Genomic DNA, 20,803 nt, shown 5'->3' with positions numbered 1-20,803 from the left:
TCTAAATCTGGTACACTTACTTATGAAGCATCTGACCAAATCGTTAAAGCTGGTTTAGGAGTTTCTACGGCCATCGGTATTGGTGGTGACCCTATCATAGGTACTTCTACGAAAGAAGCTGTTCAATTATTAATGGAAGATCCAGAAACGGAAGCTATCGTTATGATTGGTGAAATTGGTGGAAACTATGAGGCCGAGGCTTCAAGATGGATTAAGGAGCAAGGAAACCCAAAACCTGTAGTAGGTTTTATTGCTGGTCAAACTGCCCCTAAAGGAAAGAGAATGGGACATGCCGGTGCTATTATTGGTGGTGCTGATGATACAGCAGAAGCAAAAATGAAAATTATGGCGGAATGTGGTATTCATGTATGTAAGTCTCCAGCGGAGATTGGCGACGTGATGCTGAAAGCATTAGGTTTATAATTCATTATATCTATAAAGTATTGCGATTAAAGGTTGACCTTCCCGGTCAACCTTTTTTTTGTGCCAAGTTCATCCCAAAGCTTATGCTTTAAGAAGAATTAGTTGCGAAGGTAATTTTCCTATATTTGTTTAACTAGAAAAGAATTCTAATGAACAATATCAAAAATTCCTTCACCATAAACGATTTAGAAAACATATCGGGCATTAAAGCCCATACCATTAGAATATGGGAAAAAAGATATGATATACTAAAACCGGAAAGACTAGGAAGGAACATCAGGCTGTATAACACAGAGAGCCTTCAAAAAATACTAAATATAGCCTTACTTAATAATCACGGCTTTAAAATATCAAAAATTGCGGATTTTTCGGAAGAAGAAATAATCCGTAAAACCCGCGAGTTCGTATTTCAAGAGTTCAAAAATGATAAGGCTTTGGCTTCTCTGAAGATGTGCATGTATAAATTTGACACCTCTTTATTTAATCAAATTTATTCAGAACAAATTCAAATAAAATCCTTCAGTGAGGTTTTTAAAGATTTATTTATCCCTTTTCTTAACTTTATTGGATTAAACTGGCAAACTAAATCTCTAACACCTGCTCATGAGCACTTTATAAGCAATCTAATCTATCAGAAAATACAGGTAAATATTGAAAACTTGGAATGGAACAAATCGGTTTCTGAAGATAGAACTTATGTGCTCTATTTGCCTGAGGAAGAAATGCATGAAATAGGAATTCTTTACCTTAACTATGAGCTTCTTTTAAGAGGAAATAAAACTATTTATCTAGGTAGAAGTATACCTATTCCTGATTTAGAATTACTTCAAGACCAATTGGAGGAGAAAATTGTTTGGATTAGTCAATTTACCGTTTCACCAAAATTTGAAGAGGTTAATCATTATCTCAACGAAGTTTGTCTTAAATTAACTAACGAAAAAAACGAATTCTGGGCGATAGGAAGAAAATTTAGTGAATCTGATGAAAGCCCTAGTCTTAAAAATATTATAATCTACCAATCTATAGAAGAGCTTATTAAAAAAATATAGACGCAATTGACTTTTTGTTTAATTGATTTGTATTTTTGTTAAACAATATGAAAAACATTTCAATTATAGGATCCGGGTTTTCTTCCATAGCAGCGGCATGTTATCTGGCACAAGCTGGTCAAAAAGTTACCGTTTATGAAAAAAACAAAACCACAGGAGGAAGAGCTAGAAGATTAGAGAAAGACGGCTTTACTTTTGATATAGGCCCCACATGGTATTGGATGCCAGATGTCTTTGAAAAATTCTTTGCCGAGTTTGGAAAGCAACCAAGTGATTTCTATCAACTAGAAAAATTAAGCCCTGGATATGAAGTATATTTCGATAAAAACGACAGCGTAAAAGTTTCTGGAAACCTAGATGAAATCTATGAACTCTTTGAAAAAACAGAAAGTGGTAGTGCCGCTAAACTGAAAAACTTTCTTGAGCAAGCCAAACGCAACTACGAAATAGCCGTACAAGATTTAGTATACAGGCCAGGAAAATCTCCTTTAGAATTAGTTACTTTAAAGAGTGCTACCAGGTTACATCTTCTGTTTACAAGCATTCAAGCACAGATCAGAAAAAGCTTTAAAAGTCCCAGATTAAGAAAACTTCTGGAATTTCCCGTTCTTTTTCTTGGTGCTAAACCTAGTAATACGCCAGCCATGTATAATTTTATGAACTGGGCGGATTTTGGGTTAGGCACATGGCATCCTAAAGGTGGTATGTATGCTGTAGTGGAAGGAATGCAGCAACTCGCAGAAAATCTCGGCGTAGAATTCGTTACGGAAGCCAATGTTGAAAAGATCTTGGTGGAAAACAAAACGGCTGTAGGGCTTACAGTGAATGGCAAGGAAATAAAATCCGACTTTGTTTTAAGTGGTGCAGATTATCATCATTCAGAAACGCTACTTGATAAAGAGCATAGACAATACTCAGAAGGCTATTGGGCCGAAAAGGTTTTTGCACCCTCAGCACTACTTTTTTATATAGGTATAAACCATAAGTTAGAGAACCTTTCGCACCATACCCTATTCTTTGACACGGATTTTGAGCCACATGCTGCGGCCATTTATGATGAGCCTCGCTGGCCAGAAACACCATTGTTCTATGGGAGTTTCCCGTCTATGACTGACCCTAAATTTGCCCCTGAGGGACACGAGGCTGCCACTTTTCTTATTCCATTAGCTCCTGACCTAGAGGATACCCCAGAGCTTAGAGAGAAATATTTAAAAATTATTTTAGACCGATTAGAAAGCCTTACTGGTCAAGATATTCAGAATAACATGCTATTTTGTGAATCATATTGTGTGAAGGATTTTAAAGAAGACTATAACTCCTACAAGGGAAATGCTTACGGCCTAGCAAATATATTAACTCAAACTGCTTTTTTACGACCAAAAATCAAGAGTAAAAAAGTCAAAAACTTGATCTTTTCGGGTCAATTAACCGTACCTGGACCTGGGGTTCCGCCAGCTTTAATCTCTGGAAAAATAGCCGCAGAGCAAATTCTCCTAAACCTCTAACCTATGAAAAAACTATTTGACGAGTTCTCACTACAAAGTGCCAAACTGGTTACTAAAAAATATAGCACCTCTTTTTCTTTGGCCGTTGGGTTATTATCCCCTTCCATAAGACCAGCTATTTATAATATTTATGGCTTCGTTCGTTTGGCGGATGAGATTGTAGATAGCTTTCACGACTACCCAAAAGAAGATCTTTTCAATAGGTTTGAAGAGGATTATTATCGGGCTATGAAAGATGGCATAAGCCTTAATCCTATTCTCAATGCCTTTCAAAGAACCGTGAAAGAATACGATATAGACCCAGAACACATCAAGGCGTTTATGGCCAGTATGAGAGCCGATCTTAGAAAACAAACCTACGATACCAGAAAGGAAATAGAAGCCTACATTTACGGTTCTGCAGACGTGGTTGGTCTTATGTGTTTAAAGGTTTTTGTAAAAGGAGACTGCGAGAAATTTCTTTACCTTAAAGATGCGGCAATGCATTTAGGCTCTGCCTTTCAGAAGGTAAATTTTCTAAGAGACCTCAAGGATGATTATGAAATCCTCAACCGCTCTTATTTTCCTAATATTGATTTAAGAAACATTTCCCCGAGCCAAAAAGAGGCAATTGTAAATGAGATTAAAAACGACTTTGCTGCTGCTTATAGAGGCATTGTGAAGTTACCTTTAGAAGCTAGACTCGGTGTTTATGTGGCCTATAGGTATTATAACCGTCTGCTGCATAAATTAGAAAAAACCCCTTCTGAAAACATTATGAATGAGCGAATAAGAATTTCTGACTTCAGGAAACTTACTATTCTAGGAGATTGCTATATTCGCTACCATTTAAACAGATATTAGAATGAAGATCTTAATTTTTCTTTTCCTTGGACTATTGGGGATTACGTCATCAGAGGATGTCCCTAAGCTCCTAAAAGAATTTCATAGTATTAAATCGGTGTCTGAAGAGCTCGCTTTTATAAAAAAGCACGCCACCACCAACTCGGCGACATATCAAGCATATGTTTGCACGATGGAAATGAAACAGGCAGAGCACGCCTTTAACCCGATGAAGAAATTAAGTATCTTTAACCAGAGTAAAGATAAACTGGAGAATTTAGTAAGAGAGAATCCTAAAAATATTCACTTGAGGTATGTTAGGTATCTTATTCAAAATAATTCTCCTTCTATTTTATCGTATAAAGCCAGCATTTCTGAAGATAAATCCATTTTATTAAAATATCTACATTCAAGCTCTTCTGAAGACCTTCTAAGTAAATATATCAAGCAGCACTGTTCATTATGATATTCGCATTTGTTACACTACTTACTTTTTTAATCATGGAAGGCATTACTTGGTGCACCCATAGATTTGTAATGCACGGACTTTTATGGGTATTGCACGAAGACCATCATCAACCTAGGTATGATTCATTCTTTGAAAAAAACGACATCTTCTTTGTCATCTTTGCCATGCCAAGCATATTGCTCTTTTATCTAGGTGTAAACGGAGGTTTAAACGTTTTCTTCTTTATCGGTTTAGGAATTTTGTTTTATGGCATAGCCTACTTTTTGGTTCACGATGTGCTCATTCACAGGAGGTTTAAATGGTTTGATAAAACCAGCAATCCATACTTAAGAGGATTAAGAAAGGCTCATAAAATGCATCACAAACACTTAGGGAAAGAAGATGGTGAATGTTTTGGCATGTTATACGTTCCTTTCAAGTACTTTAAGAGTCCCAATTTGTCATGAAATGGCTTTATTTGTTACTTAATTTAGGCTCTGTTTCTATTCCTTTTTTGTATTCATTTCATCCAAAAATGAATTTCAAGAAACATTGGAAATCTATCTTATTATCTTCCTTTATAGTAACTTTTATTTTCATTTTTTGGGATTCTATATTTACCATAAGAGGTGTATGGGGCTTTAATGAAACCTACCATTTAGGTATTTATGCCTTTCATTTACCTTTTGAAGAAATCTTATTCTTCTTTTGCATTCCTTATGCCAGCATTTTCATTCATTATTCATTGGCCTACTTTGTACCTCATTGGCTTTTGGGCATAAACACCACCAAAACCCTAACCATTGTTCTTCTCCTAATTGGTTTAGTGGTTGGTATCACATTTATAGAAAGAATGTATACGGCTGTCAATTTCCTGACTTTTTCTGCTGTCATTATAATTGCTTGGTTTACAAATCTGGAATTACTTAGAAGGTTTTATATTTCCTTTATTATCATTCTTATTCCATTTTTCATTGTTAACGGCATTCTTACTGGCAGCTTTATTGAAGCACCTGTGGTTTGGTATAATAATGCTGAAAATCTAGGAATAAGACTTTTTACCATACCTGTGGAAGATACAGCCTACGCATTTAGTATGATTTTTCTCAATATGATGCTCATGAGAAAGTTTGAAAAACACTTTATCAATGATTAAATTTAAAAGCCATTCTGGCATACATACCTTAACAGCGAGTCAGGTGCTTCCTATAAGTTTAGAAGAAGCCTGGGACTTTTTTAGCTCACCTGCTAATTTGCCTAAGATCACACCTCCAGAAATGAGTTTTGAAATCACTTCTGAGATAGCTAAAAACGCATATGCGGGACAAATTATCACTTATAAGGTGGGCATAATACCAGGAGTAAAACTCAATTGGGTCACAGAAATAACAGAGGTAAAACACTTAAGTCATTTCATTGACGAACAGCGTTTTGGACCTTATACCATGTGGCACCATGAGCATTTTTTTGAAAGCATGCCGGATGGTAAAACCTTAGCCATAGATAAAGTTTCTTACAAAATACCTGCTTTGTTTATTGGGGAAATGCTGCATGGCTTGTTCATCAAACAGAAATTGAATCATATTTTTTCTTTTAGAGCAGAAAAGCTAGAAAAGATGTTTCCGAATGGATGAGAAAATTAACATTTTTTGGTTTAGAAGAGATTTAAGAATAGCGGATAACCACGCTTTATACGAGTCTCTTAAAGCAGGCCCTACCTTACCCATTTTTATTTTTGACACGGCTATTTTGGAGGAGCTAGACCAAGATGATGCTCGTGTGAGTTTCATATACCAAAGTCTTCAAAATATTAATGAGCAACTGAAACATCATCAATGCTCTATAAAAGTATACCTAGGAAAACCTGAAAATATCTGGAAGCAAATACTAGAAGAGTATGATGTAAAGGGTGTTTATTTCAATAAAGATTATGAGCCCTACGCCCTTCAAAGAGACTTAGCTATCCGCTCTGAGCTATACAAAAAAGGCATAAACACTTACGCCTTTAAAGACCAAGTCGTTTTCGAAGAAAATGAAATCCTTAAAGCGGATGGAAACCCTTATACCGTTTTTACACCTTATAAAAACAAATGGCTAACCACCTTTAATGAGCACTTACTAGAGCCATTTAGAAGTCAGGAACAACTGAATAATCTTGTGACTTTCCAGTCTAACTTGCCTTCTTTAGAGGACATTGGATTCAAGCCTTCCGGCATAGCTGTTCCGGATTATACTTTTGAACATTTAGAAAATTACGAAGAGGTAAGGAATATTCCATCGCTGGGTCAAACTTCCTACTTGAGCACCCATCTTAGGTTTGGAACCATTTCCGTAAGAGAGGCTGTCAAAAATGCAAGAAAGGTAAATCAAACACTTTTAAGTGAACTGGTATGGCGAGAGTTTTTCATGCAAATACTCTTTCATTTCCCACGGGTTTGTACGGAAAGTTTTAAAACCAAATACGACAACATCAAATGGCGAAATAACGAAGAGGAGTTTGAAAAATGGTGCACAGGAGAAACTGGCTATCCTATGGTAGACGCGGGTATGAGAGAGCTTAACAGCTCTGGCCTTATGCACAACAGAGTTAGAATGGTAACGGCTAGCTTCCTATGTAAACATCTCCTAATAGACTGGCGATTAGGCGAAGCTTATTTTGCTAAAAAATTATTAGACTACGACCTCTCTGCCAATAATGGAAACTGGCAATGGGTGGCTGGTAGTGGCAGTGATTCCGCCCCTTATTTTAGAATTTTTAATCCATCAGAACAGCAGAAAAAATTTGACCCAAAATTGATTTATATAAGAAAATGGATAGAAAATTACGACACCCTCACCTACCCTGCACAAATGGTCGAGCATAAGTTTGCAAGGAAAAGATGCCTAGAGGTTTATAAGCTTTATTTGTAGTTATTTTCCTAAATTGCGTGCATCTCACCGATAAGCTAGATTGTATTTTTCTATCAATATACTGACTTAATCCACGCCATTTAGGTCTTGGAAGTACGATTCATTGCTATATGGGTGTTACATAGAATACTTTTAACCTATTAAAATATTTTAAAATAATACCTTCATCAATTAAAATATCTTCAAAACTGATAGCGTATTCTCATTCCATTATGTCTATAAACAGTCGAATGAAAAAGAATATTCTATTACCTCGCAAGGTTTTAATACCCCTGCTACTACTAACTTTTGGCTACGCTGTAGAAAGTTATTCACAACAGTACGGACTTGGTTTTTATGGAAATGAGAAAATCAGCGACAAACGTACCACGCTGCTTTTAGGTAAGAATCAGAAAATATGTACCGGTACTAATTTTTCATTGAATTTCAAAATCAAGTTAAATCAAAATCAAACCAACTTCTTTGGTTACATATTTAGGTTAGTGGATGAAAATGGGAAGAACATTGACCTTATTTTCTCTGAAAACTCTTATAAATTAATTGTCGGCCAGGAGAGCATCAATCTAAAGCTAGATCCTTCAGATTTACCCGACAAATGGGATGATTTTTCCTTAAAAGTCCAAACAGCAACCAATGAAGTTTCTCTAACTAGAAACGGAATCCTATTATCCAAAACAAAATCTACCAATCATCTCTCCAACTGCTTTACTGTATATTTTGGTCAGTGCAATCATCCTAACTTAAGCTACAAAGATGTGGCTTCTATGGTGATAAAAGATGTTTCTGTCAAATCCGAAAATAAAGTGCAACACCTTTGGCTTCTTAATGAATCCTCTGAAAATATAGCTGTGGATTCTAAAGGAAAGCTAAATGGCGAAGTGACAAATCCAAAGTGGCTAAAAGAAAAAATAAAAGATTGGCAAGAAGTACTTAACATATCTGTTAAAGGTATTATTGCTAACTCGTATGATGCCCAAAAAAATGAGCTGCATTTTTTCAGCAATACCGAACACGCCATTTTTGATTTCGTATCTGGTAGTCTAGTAAATATTCCTTATAATAATGGCCATCACGAAATTGACTTTGGAGATAAAGCCGTTCCACTTTCCCAGAACAATATTCTACTCAGGTTGAATTCTAGGCAAATGTTCACATTTAAATTCAAAGAGAACATTTTTGAAAGCAATGTCCCGAAAGCGGATAGCCTTACGGAATTTTGGCATCATAACATCTATATCTATCCGGAAGACTCCGCTTTAGTAACCATTGGAGGATATGGCATGTTTAAGTACAAAAATGCCTTTCACAAGTTTTCTTTTGCGAATAACAAGTGGAGCCAGATTTCTATGAAAGGGGATATACCAACACCAAGATACTTGGCTGGATTTGGCAGTACGCCAGATAGAAAAACGTCCTATTATTTAGGTGGCTATGGTTCTGAAACCGGTGACCAGCTGATAACGCCTAAAAACTATTATGATCTATTTAAAATAAGTTGGGGTGAAAGTAAGATTTCAAAGATATATGATCTTCCTACCCCTAAAACGCCATTTGTTTTTGGTTCAGATCTCCTAATAAATGAAGATAGCGATTCATTTTTGGCTGTGATTTTTAATCAACAAAAATACAATTCAGAACTTCAATTGGTCAAAGGTTCTTTGAAAGAACCCATATTAAAAAATATAGCTAGTGCCATACCTTTCGAATTCAATGATGTGAGTTCAACGGTTAACCTTTATCAAAACACTATTGACCAGAAATTATATTTGGCAGTCACCCATTATAACATTGAGAACGGGCTTACCAAAGTCAAAGTTTTCACCATAAGTACGCCTGTTGAAAATGAAGTGGCTGCTTCCATGGATTGGAAATATGCCTTGGCGGTCTTGATTCTCCTTGCCCTACTCTTGGCAGCCTATTTTTCAAGAAAAAAAACAACCAAAGTTACCGTAGAAAGCCAAATTCCTGATTCAACGATTTCTGCTGTGACTACATCCGAAAAAGGGAAAAGCTCCCTGGTTCTTTTCGGAGAATTTCATTTAATAGATCACAATGGAAAAGACCTTACCCGCATGGTGAGTCCTTTAATTAAAGAAATCCTGATCTATGTTTTAATGCATTCATTAAGATGGAACAAAGGCCTAAACTCTGCTAAACTGGATGGCATGTTCTGGTACGACAAATCTAAAGCCAGTGCTAGAAACAATAGAGCGGTTAATATCCGGAAATTAAAAAGTATCCTCGAAGAGGTAGAAGGCATAACTCTGGTTAAAAACACGGGCAATTGGGAAATAGAATATGACCCTAAAAAAGCTTATATAGATTATGCGGACTTTCTAGACATTACACTCTTTCATCCGGAAAACACTAAAGAACAGATTATCAAGCTCTCTAGTATAGTACAGAGAGGAACCTTACTTCCTAATCAGGATTTCGATTGGTTAGACAGCTTCTCCAGTGAAACTTCTAACAAGATCATCGACAAATATCTGCTTTACTGGGATGGTCAGGAACTCACTAAAGAAAACGCTCAAGCGTTTATAGAAATAGCCAATAACATTTTCCTCTTCGATTCTCTAGAAGAAATGGCTATGGGTATTAAATGTAGGGCTCAACACCTCCTTGGAAAACACTCCTTAGCAAAGGAAACTTATGAGAAGTTCATACTGAACTACCAAAGTTTATTTGGCGAGAAATTCGGGAAGACCTACCAAGAAGTGTTAGAGTCTTAAATAACCCTCATTCATCTCAACCCATCTTTCCTACTAACACGACCGACCTGCTCATCTTATAGTGGAACAGATGGAAATTGCACGTTTTCACACCAATTCCAATTAATATTTCACACCGAATTCCACACACCAAACATCCAGTCAAAGCAATGTGAAAACTCAAAACATATGCTTCCTATAAAGTAATACTATTTTATCCCATCCCTATCCTCATACATTACTAATAAATTTTAATAAGGTACTTACTATATATAAAATATAATATTATATACCGATTAGGGCTTTTAAGGGTCAACCAGACGGATCTAAAAACAGATAATGCAAGTCTGTAAAATTCAATAAACGGCCTTGTCTTTCAAAAAATGATAGAATTTGGAGACTATTTTTCATTTTTTCATACAATTATAGACTTGTTAAGCATTTGTTAAGCATTTGTTAAGGATGAACTCTTATAATTGAAAACTTAGAAAAGGGATTTTTTGCTGTTTTAGTATGCATTCATTAAATCCTTTTGAAGAGTACTTAATTAACCTATAAACCTTTCTATTCTTATTTTCATTTACCAAAATCTATTAATTACATGAGAAAAAAACTACTACAATTGTTTCTTACTCTTATGGCAACGGTCGGTAGTTCGGCTTATGCTCAAGAGACCGCAATTCAGGGTAAGGTTACAGACGCTACAGGGGAAGCTCTATACGGCGTAAACGTAACTGTTAAAGGTACTACAAAAGGTACTATTACGGGTGAGGGCGGAACTTATACAATTTCTGCAACTCCGAGTCAAACAATAACTTTTAGCTACATCGGATATGATTCAAAAGATGTTTTAGTCGGTACTAAAACAGCTATCAATGTAACACTAGAAGAAAACGCGAGTCTATTAGGTGAGGTTGTGGTAACTGCCTTTGGTATCGAAAAAGACAAGAAAAGTCTTGGCTACTCGGTAACTCAAGTTGGTGGTGACAAGTTTACGGAATCTAGAACGACTAACATGGGGAACGCATTAACTGGTAAAGTAGCTGGTGTGAATGTATCATCGCCTACTACTGGTGCTGCTGGTACTAGTAGAGTTGTTATTAGAGGTGGTTCTTCTTTAAGTGGAAATGACCAGCCGCTTTATGTTATCAATGGTGTACCTATGGACAACTCTAACCTAGGAAATGCTGGTTTATGGGGAGGAAACGACAGTGGTGATGGACTGAGCTCTATTAACCCTGACGATATTGAAAACATTTCTGTTCTTAAAGGTAACTCGGCATCTGCACTTTACGGCTCTAGAGCTTCTAATGGTGTTATCCTTATTACGACCAAGTCTGGAAAAGGAACTAGAGGCATCGGTGTAAGCTTTAACTCCAACTACACAATGGATAAAGCCATTGACAGAACAGACTTACAAGAAGTTTACGGAACAGGAATAGACGGTTTAGCTCCTACCAGCCAAGCAGAAGCTGCAGATCAAGGTGCAAGCTCTTGGGGAGCTAAATTGGATGGCTCTAATGTTATTCAATTTGACGGTGTAAGTAGACCATACTCCGCCACTGGTGAAGGAATCAATGATTTCTACAGGGTGGGAAATACCTGGACCAATACTTTGGCTTTGGCCGGTGGTAACGATGTAGGAAACTTCAGGTTTTCTGGTTCTAATCTTCAGAATGAAGACATTATGCCGAATTCTGGATTCGACAGAACTGCATTTAATGCCAATCTAAACGGTAAATTTGGTAAAATAGACCTTGCGGTAACTGGACAATACACGAAAGAGTCTGCCAAAAACAGACCTCGTCTTTCTGACTCCCCAGGTAATGCCAACTATACCGTTTTAACCAAATCTCCAAATATATCGTTTGCAGATTTAATGGGAGACCCTTTAAAGTTAGGTTCAAAAATAGATGGTACCGAGCTTGGCCATACCAGTAATATTTATGCCACAAACCCATATTGGGCAGCATATCAATTTCTACGTTTAGATGATAAGCACAGATTCTTCGGAAACGCTTCTGTAACCTATCATTTAACCGACTGGCTTTATGTGAGAGGAAGACTTGGAACAGATTTCAATGCGGTAAGATTTGAAACTTCAGAGCCTTACGGTACTGCCTACAAAACTACTGGTGATTATAATATCACCAATAGAACCATTCGTGAAGACAACGCAGATTTATTCTTAGGCTTTAATAAGGACTTTCAGAAGATCAGTATTGACGGTATTATTGGAGGTAACCGAATGAGAAGGTCTGATGAGTCTGCAAGAGTAGGTGGAAACGGCTTAAACGTACCTTTCTTTGGTAGTGTTAACAACGTATCCAGTACAAGCTATAGTTATGGATTCTCTGAATACGGTGTTAACTCTGTTTTTGCTTCTGCAAACATCGGGTTCAACAATTACCTATTCTTAAACTTAACAGGAAGACAAGATCAATTCAGTACTTTATCTCCTGAAAACAATACCATTTTCTATCCATCAGCCGGTCTTAGCTTTTCATTCTCAGATATTATTCCAAACCAACCTGCTTGGTTAACCTTTGGGAAAGCAAGAATCTCTTATGCACAAGTAGGTGGAGGAGCTCCTTCTCCTTATTCTAATAATTTGACTTATAGAATGGAAGGGTATCAACATAATGGAGCCATTTTAGGTAACATTAATAATGGTTCAATTCCTAACCCAAATCTTAAGCCATACCTATCTAGCGAAATTGAATTTGGACTTGACTTAAGATTCTTAAAGAACAGATTAGGAGTAGACTTTGCGGTTTATAAAAGAAATACTGTTGATGACATCTTGAATACTTCCATCTCTGGAACTTCTGGATACGGAAGTACTTCTATCAACATTGGAGAGTTAGAAAATAAAGGTGTTGAGTTATTGGTTACTGGAACGCCTATAAAAAATTCTAATTTCAGTTGGGACATTTCCTTCAACATGGCTAGAAACATATCTAAAGTATTAAACTTGGGTACTAACGCCAAAGGAGAGCAAATTGAGTTTCTTAACTTAGAAGAAGCAAGATCAAGACAAGAAAGGATTCGTCATTATGTGGGAGAGCAGCTAGGTGTTATTGCAGGATATAGTCAAGCTACTATTGATGGTGTTCCTGTTTATAGTGCCGACGGATACCCTGTAAGAGGAGACTTCGAAATGCTTGCCTTGGGAAGACATCCTTTCAGTGCAGGTTTCTCTAATAATTTCAAGTATAAGAACATTAGTCTTAGCTTCTTAATAGACATGAGAAATGGTGGTAACATGATGTCTGGAACAAACCTTGGACTTTATGCTTCGGGACTTCATAAAGAAACGCTTGTGGGTAGAGAAGATGGTTTGACAGTAACTGGCGTAACGGCTGACGGTGAGGCTAAAACTTGGCAAATTGCTCCAAGTGATGTAGACCAATATTACAGCGAATACCGTACGATTACCAGTAACTTTATTTACAACAGCTCTTTTGGCAAACTTAGAGAACTTTCTTTAGGATATAGCTTACCAAATAGCATCCTTCAGAAAACCCCTTTTGTAAGTGCAAAAGTTTCTGCTGTTGGAAGAAACCTTGCCCTACTTTGGTCAAGCGTTCCTAACGTTGACCCAGAAAGTGGTTATACCGCAGACGGTGGTTCTCAGGGTTTAGAGTACTTCTCTATGCCATCTACAAGAAATCTTGGATTTAACCTTTCTCTTTCTTTCTAATCCAAAAAAAGTATCAAAATGAAGAATAACATAAAGAAAATAGCCCTTTTCACCTTAGCGGCATTAACATTTGCTTCTTGTGACGAGGACAAATTAACGGAGCTGAACATCAACAAAAACGCTCCGACAACAATTGACATGAGATATCTACTTGCATATAGCCAATTAAGAGTGGCTGGAAGTAGATATGAAAGCTGGAGAACTAATCTTATCTATAGTTCCACTATGATTCAGCATAATGCAACTTTGCAAGGTTACTGGAGTGGTGATAAATACTATTATAACTCTCAATACAGTGGAGCATATTGGGAAAGTCACTACACCAATCCTATCAAAAACCTTACTGAGGTAGTTGATAAGACCGCTGGTATTCCAGAAATGGCGAATATACATGCTGCGGCTCAAATTATGAGAGCCTTTGATTTGCACAGAATTACCGACATCTACGGCGATGTACCTTATTTACAGGCGGGTCGTGGATTAAAAGACCAAGCAAACTGGTTTCCTGAATATGATAAGCAATCTGACATTTACAAATATTTAATAACGGATATTAAAGCTGCTAGAGATGAGTTTTCTGCTACTGCAGCAGGCTTAGGAGAGCAAGATGTTTTATTCCAAGGTGACCTATCTAAATGGAAAAAATTCGCGAACGCTCTATTAATGAGAATAGCGATGAGAATGAGTAACGCAGACGAAGCTGGTGCTAAAGCGGTATTCCAAGAAGCGATGACTAGTGGTGCTATCGATGATACAGCATCAAATGCTTACTTGGTTCAAGTACTAGGTAATGGTGGAGACACCAACTACAACGGAACTTCCTTAGTGTATTCAAACGCCGCTGGTGGTGGTGGAGATGACAACGCAAGAATTTCTAAAACTTTCATGGATTGGATGAACGCCAATAATGATCCGAGAAAAATGATTATTGTAGGTGGTGTTGGTAATTTCTATGACAGCAGCACATGGAATACAGATCCTGCAGCTCAAAAAGGATTACCAAATGGTTATACGTCTACGACTATCAAGAATATCATTCCAAATTTTGGTACGTATAACGACTATAGCTTCCCAAATCCTAAAATCTTGGATTTAGATGACCCTACTCCATTTATTTCTCATGCAGAAGTAGAATTCATGAAAGCTGAAGCCGCTGTAAAAGGATGGATTTCTGGAAATGCAGAAGCCTATTTCAATGCAGGCGTGGTTGCAGCTATGGATTCATGGTCTTGGTTTGGTGTAGAAACACCTACTGCAGCAGCTGTTAGTGCTTATATTGATGGTCTTGGTTTTGCCACAGCACCTAACAAGCTTAAGCTTATTGGTGAGCAGTATTGGGCAGCCACTTACCTAAATCATATAGAGTCGTGGTCTAACTATCGTAGATCTGGTTATCCTGAACTGGTTCCTACTTCAGACCCTAATAACGTAACGGGTGGCACTATCCCGCGTAGATTAAGATATTACGAAGATGAGGCTGGAAGTAACCCAAGTAGCTATGCTGCAGCGGTTGCCGCTCAAGGGCCGGATTTGTTGACTACTCGCATGTGGTGGGATAAATAATCAACGCTGATTTAACAATAAAAAAGGCTGTTTCGATATCGAAACAGCCTTTTTTGCTTTTAGAAGAAAGCATATCTTTCATTAATTCAATTCCTCAATGCGTTGGTCGTAAAGTTTTTTGCTTTCTTCCACGGCTACATTAAGCTCCTCCATGATACCGTCAACCCTACCTTCAATACTTTCTAGCTGAGCGTTAATATTGTCAAAAGAATTCAAAGCTACAGCCACTTCCAAAGCTTTTACTACATCTACAGCATCGGTATGCAAAATCCTTAATTTGCCAATCGCCTTTGATGTATTTACCAAAGTACCGTTATATTTAGCTCTAGCTGTTTTAATGGCCTTTGAAAGGTCTGCTTTACTTTTAGCGTCAGACAAACTATTCGTTTGCTCTTCCATGGCCGTAAAAAGTCCTTCAGCTTTTGATTTCAGGTCTTCATACTCTTTATTCAAATCCTTTACTCTTTTATCTACTTTTTCCCAGTTACCATAAACCTTGGCAAACTCCTTATCTTCATTTTTTGCGTCTGATAGAGCGGCCTGCAAACCACTCAATGAACTTAAACCTTTGGTCACATTTTCATTTGTGGTGTTTTTATCTTTCTCAAAAGTCTCCACTTGTTTTTGAAAGGCAGCTTTTAGTCTAGGTAAGTCCTCTGGGCTTTTATTTTTCCAGCAAGAGCTTAGTATCAAACTCAGGATAAATAAAGGGGCAAATATTTTTCTCATTTGATTTATTTTTTTGAACAATCTCCAAAACTAACATTTTCAATACATATTCCAATTCACCCATTCCAATATCTATTCGTTTCAATGCCCTTAATTGCTTAAATTTGAACTATAAATTTTAACCATTTTACTATGCCTCGTATAGCATTTTTATTCTGCTTATTTCTCTCTGTTACATTCGGGACTTCCGCTCAACAAAAACCAGATTTTCTCATCAATTATAATGGTGTTTGGGTAGACTCTGTTTTTAATTCTTTGACTATTGACCAGAAAATAGGTCAGTTACTTATGCCCAGAGGAAACTTCTCTGGACAAGGTTACGAACCAGAAAAATTAAAAGCCTGGGTGGAACAATATCATATCGGCGGTCTAGCCATGTTTGCCGGCCAGCCAACCACACAAGCACAAATCATCAACGATTTACAGAAAATATCTAAAGTCCCCCTTTTAATAGGAATGGACTTTGAATGGGGCTTAGCCATGCGACTTGACAGCACGGTAAGGTTTCCGTATCAACTATCTTTAGGAGCTATGGATGGCGGCACAGACCTTATAGAAGCCATGGGTAAGGAAATTGCTTTACAATGCAAAAGACTAGGCGTACATGTAAATTATGGCCCTGTGGCTGATGTTAATGTCAATCCAAACAATCCTGTTATCAACTTCCGCTCGTTTGGGGAAGATAAACTAGATGTTACCCGAAAAGCTACCGCTTACATGAAAGGGCTACAAAGTGAACACGTTATAGCCACAGCTAAGCACTTTCCTGGCCATGGCGATACAGGTGTAGACTCACATTATGACCTGCCCATAATCCCTCATAACAGAGCAAGATTAAATGACATAGAACTGTTTCCTTTCAAAAACATGATAAACAGTGGTCTTTCTGGAGTCATGACCGCACATTTAAGTATCCCAGCTTTAGACGATACACCAAATTTAGCAGCCACGCTTTCACCAAAAATCATCACTGGCGTACTTAAAGAAGACCTTGGTTTTGAAGGATTGACATTCACGGATGCCATGGATATGCAAGGCATCACAAAACATTTCCCAAACGGAACCGCTTTGGTGCAGGCCATTCTGGCTGGGAATGACATTTTGGAGACTTTTGTAGATGTTCCTACCGCAGTAAATGCCATTAAAAATGCCTTAGCTTCTGGTGAACTGACAGAAGAAATTTTGAACCAAAGGGTTTTAAAGATCTTGAAAGCCAAGTCGTGGGTGGGTTTAGATCATTACAAGCCTACTAAAATCAAAAATCTTATTCAAGATCTGAACACCACAAACTCAGATTATATCAATAGAGCGTTGGCAGAAAAAACCATTACTTTGGTGAAAAATGAGAACATGACATTGCCTATTTTAAACCTTCAGAACAAAATAGCATTTGTTTCATTGGACGACCCTACTACTACTAGTTTCCAGAAGATGGCTAGAAATTATACGGATATTGACTTCTTCAATATGCCTGAAAATCCTTCTGAAGCTCTTATTAGTACCATAAAAAACAGAACAAAAGATTACGACCAATTGGTGATAGGGATGCACTTGCAAAGCATTAGACCTTATAGTAATTATGGCGTAAATGAAGGCAATCAGAAAGCCTTAAGTGCACTTTTGAATAATACTTCAAAGGCCATTGTTGTGGTATTTGGAAATCCTTTTGCATTAGATAAAATAAAGGACTTAGAAAAAGCCAAAGCGATAGTGGTTGCCAACCAACTCACTCCATATATGGAAGAGGCCGCCACACAGGCCATTTTTGGAGCTATTCCTTTTCTGGGTCACTTGCCTGTAACAGTCAACGAAAATTTCCCTTATCAGCTTGGTCTATACCCTGCCACGCTCAAAAGGTTGGCTTATGGTATTCCAGAACAAGTAGGCCTTAACTCAGAAATTTTAAACGCTAGAATTGACTCGGTTATTTACCATGGACTAAACCAAAAAGCATACCCTGGAGCGGTCATGCAGGTCGCTAAAAATGGCAGAGTGATATACAGAAAGGCTATAGGCTTCCATACTTTTGAAGATGGCGAATCAGGTATTAAAGTTGAAAAAACGAAAGTTTTTGAAAAAGGGAATAAAGACGTTATGGATAGTAACTATGATCCTTTCGAGCCTAATAGCCAGATAGGTTCGCCAATGCTTATTGGAAACGCAGATGCACAAAAACTGGAGGGTTCTGTACAGTTGACAGACTTATATGGACTGGCTTCGGTTACCAAAATAAGCACGTCAGCTTTGGCAGTTATGCAACTTATGACCGAGGGGAAATTTGATTTAGATGCTCCTTTCGGACAATATTACGAGGAGTTCAAAGGCACCAATAAGGAAAACTTAACCTTTAGAGATATGCTCACCCATAAATCTGGTCTAAAGGCTTGGATACCATTCTGGATGGACGCTATAGACACTTTAGGCACTATAAACAAAGGACTGATAAAACACCCTGAGCTTTTATCAAAGTTTGATTATTTACCGGAGCCTGAGCTTAACTTTTTCCAAAAGATATTTAAAAAGAAAGAACTACCGAAGATTGATTATTTGGGAAGTGTACAAAGGAATAATGATTTATGGCTAAAACTACTAGACATGAAAACAATTACTTGGAAACCAAACATCTTTTCTAATGCGGCATCTGAGGTGTATTCTGTTCAAGTGGCCGATACGCTATGGCTACATAAAGATTATAAAAAGACCATTTTTAAGCAAATAGAAACGTCTGAAGTAAAGCCAGAGCAGGGTTACGTTTACAGCGACATGCATTATTATTTCTATCCCGAAATAGTTCCAAGAATGACAGGTAAACCTTGGGAGGCATACTTAAAAGAAACGTATAAATCCCTAGGTGCCAACTCGCTAACCTATAACCCTAGACGTTTTTATCAGCTTAACCAACTGGTGCCTACCGAACTTGATACTTTATTTAGGAAATCGTTAATTCATGGAAGGGTTCATGATGAAGGTGCAGCTTTACTAAACGGTATATCTGGTCATGCAGGTCTTTTTGGCAATGCCAATGACCTTATGAAATTGATGCAGATGTATCTTCAAAACGGCTATTATGGTGGTAAGCAGTTTATCTCGCCTGAGGTGATTATGGAATGTACCAAATACCAGTTTGACCCCGTGGTAAATAGAAGAGCTATCGCTTTTGACAAACTGCATCCAGATAAAAGTATTGCCAACGGCCCACAGAAAGGCTCCGATTTAAGCTATGGACATAGTGGCTATACGGGCACATTTACGTGGATAGACCCACTTTATGACATGGTTTATGTATTCCTTTCTAACCGGGTTTATCCTACCAGAGACAATAATAAAATAAGCGAATTGAACATTAGAACCGAGGTAGGAAACCAGATTTACAAAACCATACTCGGTGAATAAAACTACGTTTTGGGATTGAAGCTCTTTCTGAAGTATTACTTCGAAAGAATCAATCCCAATTCTTTTTCATATAAGCCCCCCTTTGAAGTGCTTATTTCTGTGTCTATCACTTGCGTGCCTCCTTGATGATAAATAGGCCAATTCGCTAAACCTTCTCCATTTGGGTTACCAGTTTTTATAAAATTTATCCAGTAAGTGGAAATGGCACGCTCTACCTTTAAATCTTCCGCTCTCCAGTTTCTTTTCCAAGTATGAAGGTTATGTAAAGTAAAAGGCACATCAGACGTATGAAAAGCCCCATAGTCTGGGAAGTTCTCTTTTAACGGTGGCTCATGCGTAAACTCGTAGACATAGACGTCGTTCTTATTATACTTGGCAAGTAAAGAAACAGGCGTAACCGCAAAATTGATAAGGTTTCTTTTACTCATAGAATTTTGAAGCTGGTCTTTAGTTTCCCCAGGAAAGAGATTTAAATAATCATTGGTATCATCCCCAAATTCTTCTTTCACCTTATTAAAATAGTCTTTTGGAGAAATATCTGGAGCAGAAAATAGTTTACCATCTGCGGCCACCCAACCTCCCAAAAAAGGAACGTCATTATGTTTTCCTGCTTCAAAGTGCCCCTTAATATCATTTGGCAAAACAACACCATCGCTCAGCAGAGCATTTAATGAGCCTCCGGCTTCACGAACCAGGTGGAAAAGCTCCTGAGCAGGAATTTTTCTCAAATCGGCTATAGATTTCCCTTCGAGTTTTGAAGTAAGCTCTTGTCCCTTTTGCTCCGCCTCTTCTAATGATTTTACCCTATCCGATCCTAGCAGACCTCCACTCTGACCAATGGCTTTATGGAATAGTCCCTTTGCTTTGGGCGAAGCCAATAATGCATGCACAGACATACTACCGGCAGATTGTCCTGCTATAGTTATATTATCTGGGTCTCCCCCAAATAATTCAATATTTCTTTGTACCCACTTCAAAGCCGCTATTTGATCTAAAAGGCCATAATTACCCGAAACCTTATCTTCATTTTCGGCACTCAAATCTGGATGTGCCAAATAACCAAAAACATTAACACGATAATTTATACTCACAAAAACGACATCATTTTTGGCATATTTTTCTCCGTCGTAAATATCACATGCCGCCGAACCCGAATTAAAACCTCCGCCGTAAATCCACACAAAAACGGGTTTCTTTCCTTTGGATTTTTTGGCCCAAATATTTAAGTAAAGACAATCTTCGCTTAGGGGTTCAGGCGGTGCAATAAACTCTTCTGTCCACATGGCAAAAGGTTTTGGTTCTGACTGCATGGGGCTGGCAGAAAACGCCTTGCATTCCAATTTATCAACCCAATGATCATGCTCCACTGGTGCTTTCCATCTTAAAAGCCCTACGGGCGGTGCAGCAAAAGGAATTCCTTTAAAAACATTTAGGTCTCCTTTCTCATAACCTTCAATGAGCCCTTTGTCTGTTTGAACAAGATAGGATTCGCGAGGTTGACAGGCTAAAGTCAATAAAAGCAGTGGTAAAAACTTCAGTATTTTCAT

At 37.6% G+C, this 20,803-nt stretch carries 14 protein-coding genes and 1 pseudogene; 13 read left to right on the top strand and 2 right to left on the bottom strand.

Going from position 1 to position 20,803, the window contains the following annotated elements:
* The 12 genes and pseudogenes from ACTBZY_RS00360 to ACTBZY_RS00305 form a co-directional block, all read left to right on the top strand.
* Positions 1 to 423: pseudogene (locus tag ACTBZY_RS00360) on the top strand (succinate--CoA ligase subunit alpha); the annotation flags it as partial.
* A gap of 149 nt (positions 424 to 572) precedes the next feature.
* Positions 573 to 1,472 carry a MerR family transcriptional regulator gene (locus ACTBZY_RS00355; protein WP_463044328.1) on the top strand — a complete coding sequence of 300 codons (900 nt, stop codon included), beginning with the start codon at positions 573 to 575 and terminating at the stop codon, positions 1,470 to 1,472.
* A 47-nt stretch (positions 1,473 to 1,519) separates the two neighbouring features.
* Positions 1,520 to 2,977, top strand: coding sequence for a phytoene desaturase family protein (locus ACTBZY_RS00350; protein WP_463044327.1), 1,458 nt, complete (start codon positions 1,520 to 1,522; stop codon positions 2,975 to 2,977).
* A 3-nt stretch (positions 2,978 to 2,980) separates the two neighbouring features.
* Positions 2,981 to 3,820 carry a phytoene/squalene synthase family protein gene (locus ACTBZY_RS00345; RefSeq protein ID WP_463044326.1) on the top strand — a complete coding sequence of 280 codons (840 nt, stop codon included), beginning with the start codon at positions 2,981 to 2,983 and terminating at the stop codon, positions 3,818 to 3,820.
* Between the two features lies 1 nt (position 3,821).
* A complete protein-coding gene (locus ACTBZY_RS00340) occupies positions 3,822 to 4,265 on the top strand; it encodes a hypothetical protein (protein ID WP_463044325.1) in 444 nt (147 codons plus the stop codon).
* On the top strand, positions 4,262 to 4,714 hold the full coding sequence (locus ACTBZY_RS00335; protein ID WP_463044324.1) for a sterol desaturase family protein: 453 nt from the start codon (positions 4,262 to 4,264) through the stop codon (positions 4,712 to 4,714). The genes ACTBZY_RS00340 and ACTBZY_RS00335 overlap by 4 nt, the downstream gene beginning before the upstream one ends.
* Positions 4,711 to 5,403, top strand: coding sequence for a lycopene cyclase domain-containing protein (locus ACTBZY_RS00330; protein ID WP_463044323.1), 693 nt, complete (start codon positions 4,711 to 4,713; stop codon positions 5,401 to 5,403). Before ACTBZY_RS00335 ends, ACTBZY_RS00330 begins: the two co-directional genes overlap by 4 nt.
* A complete protein-coding gene (locus tag ACTBZY_RS00325) occupies positions 5,396 to 5,881 on the top strand; it encodes an SRPBCC family protein (protein WP_463044322.1) in 486 nt (161 codons plus the stop codon). Before ACTBZY_RS00330 ends, ACTBZY_RS00325 begins: the two co-directional genes overlap by 8 nt.
* Entirely contained in the window at positions 5,874 to 7,157 is a 1,284-nt protein-coding gene (locus tag ACTBZY_RS00320) for a cryptochrome/photolyase family protein (protein ID WP_463044321.1), read from the top strand. Before ACTBZY_RS00325 ends, ACTBZY_RS00320 begins: the two co-directional genes overlap by 8 nt.
* A 230-nt stretch (positions 7,158 to 7,387) precedes the next feature.
* A complete protein-coding gene (locus ACTBZY_RS00315) occupies positions 7,388 to 9,889 on the top strand; it encodes an FBX42 beta-propeller domain-containing protein (protein ID WP_463044320.1) in 2,502 nt (833 codons plus the stop codon).
* A 580-nt stretch (positions 9,890 to 10,469) separates the two neighbouring features.
* The gene (locus tag ACTBZY_RS00310; RefSeq protein WP_463044319.1) at positions 10,470 to 13,571 is read left to right on the top strand and encodes a SusC/RagA family TonB-linked outer membrane protein; all 3,102 of its coding nucleotides are present in this window, start codon (positions 10,470 to 10,472) and stop codon (positions 13,569 to 13,571) included.
* 18 nt (positions 13,572 to 13,589) lie between these two features.
* Positions 13,590 to 15,134, top strand: coding sequence for a SusD/RagB family nutrient-binding outer membrane lipoprotein (locus tag ACTBZY_RS00305; RefSeq protein ID WP_463044318.1), 1,545 nt, complete (start codon positions 13,590 to 13,592; stop codon positions 15,132 to 15,134).
* 81 nt (positions 15,135 to 15,215) lie between these two features.
* On the opposite strand, the gene ACTBZY_RS00300 is transcribed toward ACTBZY_RS00305, so the two are convergent.
* Positions 15,216 to 15,863 (bottom strand): hypothetical protein, encoded by a 648-nt coding sequence (locus ACTBZY_RS00300; RefSeq protein ID WP_463044317.1) that lies wholly within the window; start codon positions 15,861 to 15,863, stop codon positions 15,216 to 15,218.
* A gap of 132 nt (positions 15,864 to 15,995) precedes the next feature.
* Between ACTBZY_RS00300 and ACTBZY_RS00295 the strand changes: the two genes are divergently transcribed.
* The gene (locus ACTBZY_RS00295) at positions 15,996 to 19,256 is read left to right on the top strand and encodes a glycoside hydrolase family 3 N-terminal domain-containing protein (protein WP_463044316.1); all 3,261 of its coding nucleotides are present in this window, start codon (positions 15,996 to 15,998) and stop codon (positions 19,254 to 19,256) included.
* 35 nt (positions 19,257 to 19,291) lie between these two features.
* On the opposite strand, the gene ACTBZY_RS00290 is transcribed toward ACTBZY_RS00295, so the two are convergent.
* Entirely contained in the window at positions 19,292 to 20,803 is a 1,512-nt protein-coding gene (locus tag ACTBZY_RS00290) for a carboxylesterase/lipase family protein (protein ID WP_463044315.1), read from the bottom strand.

This window comes from Arcticibacterium sp. (assembly GCF_055134445.1).
Note: the sequence above shows the minus strand (reverse complement) of the source record. Positions and strands in the feature narration are given on the sequence as shown.